We start from the raw sequence: 12,657 nt of genomic DNA on the forward strand, positions 1-12,657 counted from the left end.
CAGCAGCGGAAACATGTACTCGTGGAACGACGAGTTTCCGAAATGATAGAGGACACGATCGTAGGAATCCGCATGCTTGCGCAGCCACGCCGGTGTTTTCACCGAAACGTGCGCAAGCTGACCGGACGGAATTTGCCCCGCTTTATCCGTGTCGACGATGACATCGATATCGTAAAAGCGGGCCAACTCCGGCAGCAATTCCGCGCTGTAGTCGGCAATCCCCGTGCGGGCCGGCGGCAACGGCGACACGTAAGCCAGCCTGGGACGTTGCGCCTGAACCTCCGGCTCGTGCGATTCGGTCAGCCATGCCTCGCGCCTCCGCTCCATTGCATCGAGCGCGCAACGCCCGCTGCGATCCCACGAGAACTTCGCGGCCTGGCGCTTTCCCTGTTCGATCAGGGCCTGACGATAGTCCTCGTCGGTCAGACCGCGCTGCATGTGTTGCGCAATCGCTTCATCGGATCGGGGATCGAACAGCGCATCCTCCCACCCAATCACTTCCGGAACGCTCGATGTATTCGCGCCGATCACAGGCGCGCCGCAGCGCATCGCCTCCAGCACCGGCAAACCGAAACCCTCGTGCCATGAAGGAAAGACGAACAAACGGCACAAATTGTAAAGCGACAGCAGATCCTCGTCGGGCACGAACCCCGTGCACACGACATCGGCCGCGTCCAGTCCGACTTGCCGGGCCAGACGCGTCAGCGCGTCACGACTGGCCGGCTGAATCGAGCAAACGATCGCCAACTGGTACGACTTCCGCAACGCGGGTGGCAACAACGCGAATGCGCGAATCATGCCCTCGACGTTCTTGCGATGGTCGATACCGCCCGTATACAACACGAACGGCTTCGCCAGCCCGTACTTGCTCCGCAATGCCGCTTCACGCTCGGCAGCAATCTGCTCCGGACGAAACCACGCGTCGACGTCGGCGGACATGTTGACCGACCACTCGGCCGCAAGACCGAGATGTTCGATCCCCTCCGAACGCGACGATTCGGATATCGCGAGCCACAAATCTGCGCGTCGAAGATGTTCGATTTTCCCCAGGTACCAATCCTTGAATAGAGGATTCTCCAGATAAGGCTTGGCATAGAGGTATGGAATCAGGTCGTACAGCGTGACCGCGACCGGAACGCTGTTCTGAAGCGCATGAATGCTGGTAATCGAATCGTCGCCGAATCCTTCGAAGTGGCTGGCGATATAAATGAAATCCGGCCGCAGACTCGTCAGAAACGCTTCATAGGTCAATTCGCTTGACTCGCGGCGCCAACGATTCGCTTTATCTGCATGGGCGACCGGAGCCACCGCATGCCAGACGTGAATGTCACGCTTCGGAAGTAATGCTTCAAATTCCTCACGCAGAATCCGAGCAGACTCCTCGAACGCGCCATTCAGGGCAAGTACGATTTCATGGTTACCACGATTCCGAATCATCGCCTTGACGATGGACTCAGTGTAACGGCCCACGCCGCGATTACGCGAATTGAGGCTCTGCGCCCCTTGCATGTCAACAACAATACGCATTATTCAATATCCCCAGTTTCGGGCGCGAGGACTGACTTCAAAGCCATGTACGCTTCGCGCGCGCGGGGCGTCAAACCATCATCATCGATCGGCTTCCTCTGCACCGACTGCGTAGGAGCCCCAACGACAATCCGAACGAGTCGCTGCTTCATTCCGGGCATCGCGCCCAACACTCGCACGGCCAATCGTCGCAGACGGGGATTGCGATTGACATACGCGACGCTTCTGAACAGCACGCGCCTCATGCCGGATTTGCACGCCCCTTTCGCGCTACGGGCGTACGTTACGGCACTTCGCATGGGCGCGGTGACACGCCATGACGTGCTGCCATAAACCGCCTGCAATTCCCCTGCAGTGTGCCGCGCCTCATCGGCGACCCGCTTCAAATCGCCGCTCACTTGATCCAGGTCGCCCCGGATCCGCCCCCAATCGCCCCGAATTCGCCCCAATTCATCGACGACTTGCATCAGCTCGCCGCGGGTGCGCGTCAATTCGTCATGGACCAGGCCCAGTTCGCCGTGAAGTCGCGCCACTTCGTCTTGGGTTCGTTGTGTCTGTTCGGCGACGGCTTTCTGCTCCCCGGCCCGTCCCTCCTCGAAACGAGCGGCAAGTTCGGCCAAGGACAGTCCGTAGTCGGCATCGAAGGCTTCGTCAAACAATCGAGCTTCTTCTTCACTGCAGGATGTCTGGGCAACAATGGCGTAATCTGGACTTACGCCGCCCAGCACATCAAGAAGATGAACCCGCACGCTCCCATCCTGCAACGAAGGGGGTTCCTGCAATCGAAGCCGCTTGACTCTGGCAAATCCGGCATGTTCGCCAAGGAAACTCAGCAGTTCGGAAGGAATCGGTTGTTTGTGGCTGGGGTCCAGATAGAAGTTGCAGCCTGCAACGACGATATTTTCCGGGTTCGGTGTTTCGAGAATCAACAGCCCGCCAGGCTTCAGTACGCGCAAAGCTTCGGTCACGATTCTTCGAACTTGCTCAAAGGACACGTGCTCAACGACGTGGAAAGCTGAAATAAGGGCGTGACTATTCGAATCGAGCGCGGCAAGGTACTCGATAGCGTCACCCAGAAATACTGGCAGACCGCGCCTCCGACACGCTTCGAGCATATCGGCATCGAGGTCCACACCTACCGGGGTGAACCCTGCTTCGACCATCAACTCCAACCATTCACCGCGGCCGCAACCCAGATCGAGTGTCTTCCCGCCCGGATGAAGCGTCGCCAAGGGCGCAATAAACGGCTGGTACTTCGCCAGTCGACTTTTGATCAGCCCCCTTGAGCCGCGATGCTGATCTTCGAACGCACGATAAAAGCTATCCACTACGGCAAACTCCTCACCGTCGCCTGTAGCCACGCCACATCGACGAATCTATCCATCACAGGCAAGCGGAGCCGGGGGAATCTCAGCTGCTTGACCAGGTTGACGCTCTCGATGAACGCATTCCGGGTGCGACTGACGATTTCCACGAACATGTTGCACGGCAACATGCGTGCATACAGGTGGATGCTGTACACGAAGCCGTTGTCGGCAACAAGCAACCGGGCACCCGTGCCCGCCGCGACGATCGTCGTCCGGCGAAGATGGCCCAGGCCGCGTCCGGCAGGGAATTCCAGTACCTGAGCCGGAATTCCCGCTTGACGCTTCCCACAACAAAGCCCTGACGAATTCGAAGGACTGCCAGCCTGCCCGACGTTAAGCACGCCCGTACACATCTTCGAAGCGAACGATGTCGTCTTCTCCCAGATATTCGCCACTCTGCACCTCGATCATCACGAGGTCCAGCACGCCGGGGTTCTCGAGGCGGTGCTTGTGACCGGCAGGAATATAAGTGGATTCATTGGTGCGAACGAAGATTTCCCGATCGCCGTTGACGACCTTGGCCATCCCGCACACGACGATCCAGTGCTCGCTGCGATGATGGTGCATCTGCAGACTGAGGCTCGCGCCCGGCTTGACTTCGATGCGTTTGATCTTGAAGCGCGGCCCCTCCTCCAGCACCGTGTAGGTACCCCACGGGCGGCTCACGGTGCGATGCAGTTTGTACGCATCGTGATTCTGCTTTTTCAGGCGAGCGACAACCTGCTTCACGTCCTGCGCGCGATCGGGACTCGCGACCAGCAATGCGTCCGGCGTATCGATGATCATCAGATCGGCGACGCCGACCGCCGCCACGACACGATCCTGGCTCTGCACGTAGGTGTTCCGGCTATCGACGAAGATCGCTTCGCCAACGGCGCGGTTGCTGTCCTGATCCGGCACGGTCAGGTCTCGCACAGCGCCCCACGAGCCGATATCGCTCCAGCCGAAACTGGACGGCACCACCACAACCTTCGACGAACGCTCCATCACCGCATAGTCGATCGAGATGTCGGGCATCTTCTGGAACGACTCGGCAGGAATCTCGAGCATCTGCGCGGATTCCTTGTCCGATTGCAGCGAAGCCCAACATGCGTCGGCGGCTGTCGCGACGTCCGGAGCATGACGCGCCATCTCATCGAGAATGACGCCGGCCTTGAAGCAGAACATGCCCGAATTCCACAGATAGTTGCCCGCTGCAAGATATTCGGCAGCCTTCACCGCATCGGGTTTCTCGACGAAGCGCAGCGCAGCGCGGCCACTCCCGACCCTTTCTCCGGCCTCGATGTAGCCGAAGCCGGTATCCGGACTCGTCGGCACGATGCCGAACGTGACCACCTTGTCCTGCTTCGCCAGTTCGACCGCGCTCGCGACGGCGGCCGAGAAACCTTGCTGGTCTTGCACCAGATGATCGGCTGCGAGCACCAGCATCAGCGCATCGCGCCCGTACTTGCCAGCCACGTGATGCGCCGCCATCGCAATCGCAGGCGCGGTGTTGCGACCGGCCGGCTCGAGCATGAATACACCGGACTGCTGATTTCCGAGCGCGGCATAACCGAACTCATCCTTGCTCATGAAGTAGTAGTCGCGGTTCGTGACCGTCAACAGTTCTCCACGCTCCGATTCCGTGTTGTCACCAACTACCGCTGCTGCACGGCGGTAGGTTTTCACGAGCAGGCTCTCGCCGTCGGCAAGCTTCATGAACGGTTTGGGATGCCCTTCACGGGAAACTGGCCAAAGTCGGGTGCCAGCACCACCGGACAGGATGACGGGGATTAACATCGCATTCACTCCAGAAATTTAGTATCCGTTGGCAAGGTCAAGGCCTTCGCCATTTGCATCAATACACCGCCGGCATCGGTGACAGCCGGGTCGCACCGGACCGGGCCGAAAGAGGAATTATAGCCGGCGAACCACCTTCCCCGGAAACGGTCGAGGCGCCCGGAACAACCGCCGGAGAGGGCCGGGACATTCGCGCGAGCGCCGACAACACGTCTCGGACGGTGTCGTGACCCCTCATTCGCTCAAGCACAGTTGCAATGCATCGCGCCAATCCGGCATCTGCAATCCGAATGCTGTCGTCAGCTTCCCCAACGCCATTCGCGAGTTGGCCGGCCGCCTTGCGGCCGTCGGATAGTCGTCCGAGGAAATCGGCACCACCCTCGGCGCACGTGAAGCCATCGCGATACCCAAGATCGCTTCGGCAAAGCCGCTCCAGGAGGTCGCTCCGGCAGACGTAAAGTGGTAGATACCGGACCGGCGCGCCCACCAGTCGACGTCAAGCGATGCAGCGCCCTGGGCGACGATGTGCGATGTCGCGGCGGCGATAGTCCTGGCCCAGGTCGGCGCGCCGATCTGATCCGCGACGACCCGCAACTCGGAGCGCTCGGCACCCAGCCGCAGCATCGTCAGCAGGAAGTTGCTGCCGCGCCGGCCATATACCCAGCTCGTTCGCAAGATCAAATGCGCACATCCGGTCGCGGCGATCGCCTGTTCCCCCTCGAGCTTCGTCGCTCCGTATACATTCAGGGGATTCGTCGGGTCGGTTTCTACATACGCTGCCGCTTTCGCACCGTCGAACACATAATCGGTCGAGTAGTGAATCAGGGCGCCGCCGCTACGCGCCGCCTCCTCGGCAAATACGCGCGGCACGTCGACATTCAAGCGTCGCGCGAGCTCGATTTCGGTCTCTGCCCTGTCCACCGCCGTATAAGCGGCCGGATTCACGATCAGGGACGGCTTCAGCTCCCGTACGAAAGCCCGCACACGATCGAGATCGGAAAGATCGAGCATTGACCGGTCACACGGCACCACTCGACCAAGCCCCTGGAGCGTCCGCAACAATTCGAAACCGATCTGGCCGGTTACCCCGGTCACGAGAATCGTCGACTGCTGCCTCGTATCCTGTCTCAAATGTAGACCTCGGCTTCGCTAAGTCGTGAGCCTGCGGCATCCTTGGCCGCCAGCAACGGTTCTACATCGACCGGCCATTCGATCCCGATCTCCGGATCGTTCCACACGATACAGCGCTCGTGCTCCGGGTACCAGTAATCGGTCGTCTTGTACAGGAATTGCGCTGCGTCGGACAGCACGACGAAGCCGTGCGCAAAACCGGGCGGAATCCATACCTGCCGATGATTCTCGGCCGACAGCACGACGCCGACCCACTTGCCGAAATTCGGTGAGTGCTTGCGGATGTCGACCGCGACGTCGAATACCTCGCCCTCCACGACGCGCACGAGCTTTCCCTGCGCGTGCCGAATCTGGTAGTGGAGGCCGCGCAGCACGCCTTTTGTCGAGCGTGAATGATTGTCCTGAGGGAATTCGACGCCCGCCGCCACGTGTTCCGCAAAGTCGCGCGCGTTGAAGCTTTCATAGAAATGGCCACGCGCATCGCCGAACACCTTCGGCTCGATAATCTTGACTTCCGGCAGCGCCGTCGCCGTTACTTGAATTGCCATGCAACCTGATCCAAAAGAACGTGTTCGAGATAGCGCCCGTAGCCGTTCTTCGCCAGCGGCACGGCAAGCTTGCGCAACTGCTCCGCGTCGATCCACTGTCTTCGATAGGCGATCTCTTCAGGACAGGCAACAACGAGCCCCTGACGCTTCTGCAATGTCGCGATGAACGTCGCTGCATCGATCAACGAATCGTGGGTGCCGGTATCGAGCCATGCATAGCCGCGCCCCATGATCTCGACGTCGAGCTTGCCGTCAGCGAGATAGCGCGAATTCACGTCAGTGATCTCGAGTTCACCGCGCGCGGATGGCTTGATATCCGCGGCGATGTCGCACACCTGATTGTCGTAGAAGTACAAGCCTGTCACCGCATAATTCGAGCGCGGCGCGGCCGGCTTTTCCTCGATCGACAGCGCATGGAATTGCTTGTCGAATTCGACGACGCCGTAGCGCTCGGGGTCCTGCACGTGATACGCGAACACAGTCGCGCCCGACTCCTTCGCGTCCGCACGCTCCAGTTTTTTCGCCAGATCGTGCCCGTAGAAAATGTTGTCACCGAGAATCAGCGCCGACGGATCGTTGCCGACGAATTCCCTGCCGATGATGAACGCCTGCGCGAGCCCGTCCGGTGACGGCTGCACCGCGTAGCGGATATTCATCCCCCACTGACTACCATCGCCAAGCATCGCCTCGAAGCGCGGCGTGTCCTGCGGTGTCGAAATGATGAGTACGTCGCGGATCCCGGCCACCATCAACGTGGACAGCGGATAGTAGATCATCGGCTTGTCGTAGACCGGCAGGAGCTGCTTCGATACGACGTGCGTGATCGGATACAGTCGAGTGCCGGACCCGCCCGCGAGAATGATGCCTTTACGTGCCATCGACCATGCCCTCAAGTGCGTTGCGCGTAATTCGTCTCGACCCACTTGCGATATTCGCCAGACACGACGTCGTCAACCCAAGCCTGATTGTCGAGATACCAGCGTACGGTCTTCGCCAGCCCCGTTTCGAACGTCTCCACCGGCTTCCACCCCAGTTCTCGTTCAAGCTTGTGCGCGTCGATCGCATAGCGGCGATCGTGGCCCGGACGATCCGTCACATAGGTGATCTGGTCACGATATGAGCCAGTGGCCTTCGGACACGCGCTGTCGAGCAGGTCGCACAGTGTATGCACGACGTCGAGATTCTTCTTCTCGTTCCAGCCACCGACGTTGTACGTCTCGCCCGGTACGCCGCGCGCAAGTATCTCGCGGATAGCACCGCAATGATCGCCGACGTACAGCCAGTCGCGCACATTCTGGCCGTCGCCGTAGATGGGCAGCGGCTTGCCCGCAAGCGCGTTCGCAATCATCAGCGGAATCAGCTTCTCGGGAAACTGATATGGGCCATAGTTGTTCGAGCAGTTCGTCGTCAGCGTCGGGAGGCCGTACGTATGGTGGTAGGCACGCACCAGGTGATCGGATCCGGCCTTTGTCGCCGAGTACGGGCTGTTCGGCGCGTATGGCGTCGTTTCCGAGAATTGCGGATCAGTCGGGGACAGCGAGCCGAATACCTCGTCGGTCGACACGTGCAGGAAGCGGAATCCGGCCTTGTCGGCATCACTCAGGCCACTCCAGTGCGCGCGCGCCGCATCGAGCAGCGTAAACGTGCCGACGACATTGGTCTGCACGAAATCGGCGGGACCATGGATCGAACGATCAACGTGGCTTTCGGCGGCGAAGTGCACGACGGCACGCGGCTTGTGGTCCGAAAACAGTGCGTCGAGCGCGGCGCGATCGCAGATATCGACACGCGCAAATACGTGCTTCGGATTGTCAGTCAGCGACTGCAGCGTGCGCAGATTGCCCGCATAGGTCAGCTTGTCGACATTGAGCACGGCTTCGTCGTTGCGGTGTAGCCAGTCGAGAACAAAGTTGGCGCCGATAAAACCCGCACCGCCCGTCACCAGGATCATGAGACTCCCTCTAGAAATGTGCGGCACGCCCCGGTCGGGCGCTCGTCGCATGACATATCACGGGTGGCAACGCCCGAGCCACGTCAGGCCCGAATTTTAACCGGTCACCATGGTCGTCAATGTCACGAAGTGCTAATTTCTGCAAGAAAAAGGTAATTATAGGAAATCGCACCAAGCAAGATTCATGCCTGTAGCAAATTGATACTCCCGGGCGCCGGAAAAGTCGACCGGTTAAAGTGGTATCTAGCTCGCCCGCGATATAGCGCTCTCCCTTCTACCAGTGCGCCTTGCTTCCATCTACCTTCGCGACATTGCGGAACCCCGTCTCGTGGACTTACTACGTCCCAAAGATCCAACAGGGCGAGCATCAAAATCAAGCGCTCATCGCACCCTCACGGCGACACTGCGATGTTCTGCTCGCCATGCCGCGTAGCAGCACCATTTACCGACCCGAGTCGGCCCCGAGCGCTTGACGAAACACATCCCTCTATCGGGTGAGCGGGAATTCGCGAGGCATACACCCGCCGTCGCGTTGTGAAACACGACCAAGCGCCCCCCTGCTAAAGTCGCGCCATCCAGTTTCGATAGGCCGATGCACGCGTCAGAAAGTACGGCCCAATCGCATAGCCCAAGGTATCAAAAACTCTTCGATGCCTTCTGTAGATGCGAATGGCGTCTTGAGGGACAATCAAACGGCGCCAGAGCCCCGGGCTTCCCTGCCACCCGTGCCGGTTCGGCGTCGCCCGCATCTTCTCGATACTGAGATGCGCTAGCCAGGGAACGACATCCTGTGCACTACCTCCCAATGCAGCGATCTGATTGCCCAGCACCACTTCCGGGTTCGCGACGGCATCTTCGTATCGAAGGCGAAGCACCTCTGGATCGTTCCACCATTGATAGGTGATCGACAGCAGATCCTCCGCTCCCATGCCGAGAGCGTACTCAAGAAATTCGGCCGAGGACGGGCTGGCGCTCGCCAATTTCCCGGGCAACTTCACATTCCCCTCAAGCCATCGGCTCGTTCCCGGTTCGTATCGAATGTAGTGCAGCGCCGACACAAGAACGTCGAGTGGATGTCTTGCTACCGTCAATACGCGAAATTGGTTCGCACGAAGCCAAGCTTGAAAGTTCGGCTCGCGATACCAATGGATCTGGAGAAAACACCTCGCCGGCAAAACGGCAGGGGCATCGAGATAATTGTGAACCGCGATCTCCTGCATGGACAGTGCGCCGGCGAGCGTTGATCTGATCCATGAATTACCGCTCCGCGGGGAACTCACCACCGCGATACGCAAAATTTCGCTAGTTGGGCAATCCTGAGCGTTGGTGGACAAACTATCTCCTGTAACTCACATATAAATTCTAGATAACGACAGGGCTCGCGCAGTGGCCTCAATCGGCGGCGCACCTTTCCATCTCATTCTGCCGCGCGACAGCGTACTGGCGGCGAAAGTCATGGCCCCACTCTCGAGAGTTGCATCGCCCCCCCCCACGCTCGTATCGCCTGCCCGTGTGGAATCGAACGTCCCACGGCATCCGACAATCTGCCGATAGGCCGTAGCAATTCGACTGACCAGCGATACATCTTACGGTGCGGCACCGTCAGTTCTGATATAGCGTCGCGCTTAGGGCGCAAGTCACCTCATAGTTCTGGCGCACTTGCCGCGCAGACGCACTAGCTTTGTCATGCGCACCAGCACTTGCTTGTTGGCCCCATATGTTTTCCATCAGACGCAACGACCAAGCCCGGCGCGCACTCCACGCTCCGCATGCCCTCCGCCACACGCAAAGCAGACATTCAGTGACGCGCGGACTCACCCTCTTCTGCGGAACAGAAAACCAGTTCAATGTCAGGATTCATGTACGACACTGCTGTCGACACATTGCTGACAATGTGGAGAAGCACATTGCAATATGCCATGGTCATCGCATCGCGAATGACTTCCCAAGCCATCCTAATGTTCCAGTTATCCGGATTTGCAGCGACCAAGTGCTGTACCTGGAAGCCTTCTGCACGACGCTCATCCGCCCCCAACTGGTCGTAGCGCGCGTCTTCGGCCTCCGTCGTTCGGCGGACATCCTCGTAGAAAAAGACCTTGTCGCCAAACTCTCCCTTGAAGACATTAATTACTCGATCCTGATCCGTCGCGAGAAATATCGCCCAGCCTGGTGAATCCTTTTTGAACCCACGAGCATCAAGCTGACGCTTAATACCGTCTATATACGATTGGATGTGTGCGATTTTTCCACTCGGCTGCTCGATCACGTGACTCGGATGCTTGACGTGAGCCGCGATCATAAACTTCCCGGCAAATTTCTCCTGGAATTCATCCAATTCTTGCTGGTATCGAGGGCGCAAATGCACATGATCCTTGAATACCCTGTTGTATTGCGAGCGAATACGTGAAAATTGACCGCTCTTATACAGCTTATACGCATGGACATAAGTAAGCTGCGGCTCACGCTCGTGATTGAACACCGCGACAGGAGGACGCCCCTTTGCGTACAGGAAGCTCTCGTCGTCCATGTCTGCGTCGCTGAGGCCATAGAGCGGTTCGAACAGCTTGGACCAGACATTTCCCTCATTTGGGCGCCCATAGCAAAAGCTCATGAACTGAGCCGTACCTGCGCGCTTGATCATGCGATCCACGTTCCAGTCAGGCAAGACCATATGACACCGCTTATCACGCTGATCCCACACCAAATGGCTCATGAATGCATTGAAGACGGAGAAGAAGCCGCCGTCATGAGATTGCACGACGGTGCGATCAACACCAGGAAGTGATGCTGAACGATGACCCAGAAACCGCTCCACGGTCGCTGGCAATTCGGCCGGCAATCTGGCAAAACGCGAACCGCATTGCCGAGGCCGGAATGACCGAAGCTTGGTATCGATCAACTCACCGTAATTCAACTCCAGAGCAGTAAAACTGAACTCGGCAGCGAGTTGGCGCCGCGCGTGTACCGTCGTCGCGCTTATGCCGGACGAAACATATTCGAAAGCGTCCGTGAGCGCAGTGCCAATGTCGTCGATGTCCGCAGCAAATTGCCGACCGACTACAAGGTTATCGATTTCCGGGTAGCGTGCCGGCATCGCAATAGTAGCCGGTATAGAAAAAACGCCAGGCGCAGAAATTAGATCGTTATGACCACCGACAGCCGTTATTGCAAGCACTTTCCCTAATGCCAGGGCTTCTCGCGGTCCGATGGAATATCCTTCACCACGAGAGCAATTCACGAAAACATCACATTCCTCGATCAGTGAATTTTTTTCTTGATCAGTCAGGGGAGCACAGCTGATTACAATATTCGTTGCCTTTCTCGAGTCGACCAGTTTTTTGACGCGCTCAAAACTTGAGCCGATAGCTAGATTTGAATGTATCGTGAGCTCCACGTCCTGTCGATCACCGAAAGCACGAATGAACCCCTCGACAAGCGCCTCAACACCTTTACGCGCGTGAAATGCTGCAATCGAACAGAATTTGATCTTGCCATCGGACGATGCTCTATAGGGACGACTCAACAGTCCCTCAATGTCCAAGGCGAGTGGCAGTGTACCCACCCCTATCTCGACACCCGATCTCCGAGCCACGCCTTCCAAGTGATGGCTCATGAAGAGAGCGAAATCGAAGTGCTCGTTAAGCACTTTGACCCATTGAGACGGTAGTTCATCGGAATCGTAAGCGATATGAGCAAATCGCAACACCCCGGGCGGAACCAGGGTGTAATTCAAGTCATATGCTCCGTTCCAGAGCACGTCCGCATAGAAGACAACCTTTGCCTGCGAAAGATCAGTGCAAACGGGGATCACCGTCCCGTTCGGCAGTACGATTTCGCGCTCAGTACGGAAATGCGGCTCAGTCGGGAAAATGGAAACAGCATAAAATCGGCTCAACATCTCACACGCTGCATAAGTCACAGCGCCGATTCCAGTGCCGAAAGTACAGCGACCAATGACGCAAATCGAATTCGATACCAAAACTTGCTCCATTAATACTAGGATCGGCGACGCATCATGCGCTTTATGCATCTCATCGGGCCGGTCAATTTCCACGATGTGCTCTGGAACACCGCTTGCAGCGCGGCCGAAACACGCTCCTCTTGCAAGCGGAGCGTATCGACCATGTGTTCAAGCTCGTCGACCTTCCCCTGCAAGCGTCCCCGTTCCTGATTCACCCAAACAGCATGTCTGGATGACTCGTCGATCCTTTCCTGCAAGCGCACTCTTTCCTGGCTCAGCCAAGCAGCATGCCTGGATGACTCGAATAGTTCCTGGTAGGCGGTGTCACGCTCGACGCTGAGCGCTTGTCCGGACTTTTCACTCTCGGTCAATCGGGCGCGCAACTCGGCCAAT

The 12,657-nt window shown here is 58.2% G+C and carries 10 protein-coding genes and 1 pseudogene; all 11 read right to left on the minus strand.

The genetic code is table 11. The features are described from left to right. On the minus strand, positions 1-1,527 hold a 1,527-nt coding region (locus tag AC3IFE_RS26130; RefSeq protein ID WP_489192922.1), incomplete at its 3' end, for a glycosyltransferase family 4 protein. Then, positions 1,527-2,855: a class I SAM-dependent methyltransferase gene (locus AC3IFE_RS26135; protein WP_489192924.1), complete on the minus strand. Its 1,329-nt coding sequence runs from the start codon at positions 2,853-2,855 to the stop codon at positions 1,527-1,529. The genes AC3IFE_RS26135 and AC3IFE_RS26130, both read right to left, overlap by 1 nt. Beyond that, positions 2,855-3,289, minus strand: coding sequence for a hypothetical protein (locus AC3IFE_RS26140; RefSeq protein ID WP_489193006.1), 435 nt, complete (start codon positions 3,287-3,289; stop codon positions 2,855-2,857). Before AC3IFE_RS26140 ends, AC3IFE_RS26135 begins: the two co-directional genes overlap by 1 nt. Beyond that, the gene (locus tag AC3IFE_RS26145; protein WP_089466813.1) at positions 3,228-4,673 is read right to left on the minus strand and encodes a mannose-1-phosphate guanylyltransferase/mannose-6-phosphate isomerase; all 1,446 of its coding nucleotides are present in this window, start codon (positions 4,671-4,673) and stop codon (positions 3,228-3,230) included. The genes AC3IFE_RS26140 and AC3IFE_RS26145 overlap by 62 nt, the downstream gene beginning before the upstream one ends. A 234-nt stretch (positions 4,674-4,907) precedes the next feature. Then, positions 4,908-5,804 carry a dTDP-4-dehydrorhamnose reductase gene (gene rfbD / locus AC3IFE_RS26150; RefSeq protein ID WP_489192926.1) on the minus strand — a complete coding sequence of 299 codons (897 nt, stop codon included), beginning with the start codon at positions 5,802-5,804 and terminating at the stop codon, positions 4,908-4,910. Then, positions 5,801-6,352, minus strand: a complete 552-nt coding sequence (gene rfbC, locus AC3IFE_RS26155; protein ID WP_089466811.1) for a dTDP-4-dehydrorhamnose 3,5-epimerase — start codon at positions 6,350-6,352, stop codon at positions 5,801-5,803. Before rfbC ends, rfbD begins: the two co-directional genes overlap by 4 nt. Beyond that, positions 6,337-7,230, minus strand: a complete 894-nt coding sequence (rfbA, locus tag AC3IFE_RS26160) for a glucose-1-phosphate thymidylyltransferase RfbA (protein WP_089466810.1) — start codon at positions 7,228-7,230, stop codon at positions 6,337-6,339. The genes rfbC and rfbA overlap by 16 nt, the downstream gene beginning before the upstream one ends. 11 nt (positions 7,231-7,241) lie before the next feature. Further along, entirely contained in the window at positions 7,242-8,303 is a 1,062-nt protein-coding gene (gene rfbB, locus AC3IFE_RS26165) for a dTDP-glucose 4,6-dehydratase (protein WP_089466809.1), read from the minus strand. A gap of 560 nt (positions 8,304-8,863) precedes the next feature. Further along, the gene (locus tag AC3IFE_RS26170; RefSeq protein ID WP_144030056.1) at positions 8,864-9,637 is read right to left on the minus strand and encodes a sulfotransferase domain-containing protein; all 774 of its coding nucleotides are present in this window, start codon (positions 9,635-9,637) and stop codon (positions 8,864-8,866) included. 464 nt (positions 9,638-10,101) lie between these two features. Beyond that, complete coding sequence (locus AC3IFE_RS26175) at positions 10,102-12,357, minus strand: glycosyltransferase (RefSeq protein ID WP_489192930.1); 2,256 nt, start codon at positions 12,355-12,357, stop codon at positions 10,102-10,104. Beyond that, positions 12,300-12,657, minus strand: a pseudogene (locus AC3IFE_RS26180) (FkbM family methyltransferase); the annotation flags it as partial. The gene AC3IFE_RS26175 and the pseudogene AC3IFE_RS26180, both read right to left, overlap by 58 nt.

Source organism: Burkholderia sp. APQ4-4ca, assembly GCF_057837105.1.

Coding starts and splice junctions, on each gene's coding strand:
- rfbC (WP_089466811.1), bottom strand. CDS start 6,352: ATGGCAATTCAAGTAACGGCGACGGCGCTGCCGGAAGTCAAGATTATC.
- rfbB (WP_089466809.1), bottom strand. CDS start 8,303: ATGATCCTGGTGACGGGCGGTGCGGGTTTTATCGGCGCCAACTTTGTT.
- rfbA (WP_089466810.1), bottom strand. CDS start 7,230: ATGGCACGTAAAGGCATCATTCTCGCGGGCGGGTCCGGCACTCGACTG.
- AC3IFE_RS26145 (WP_089466813.1), bottom strand. CDS start 4,673: ATGTTAATCCCCGTCATCCTGTCCGGTGGTGCTGGCACCCGACTTTGG.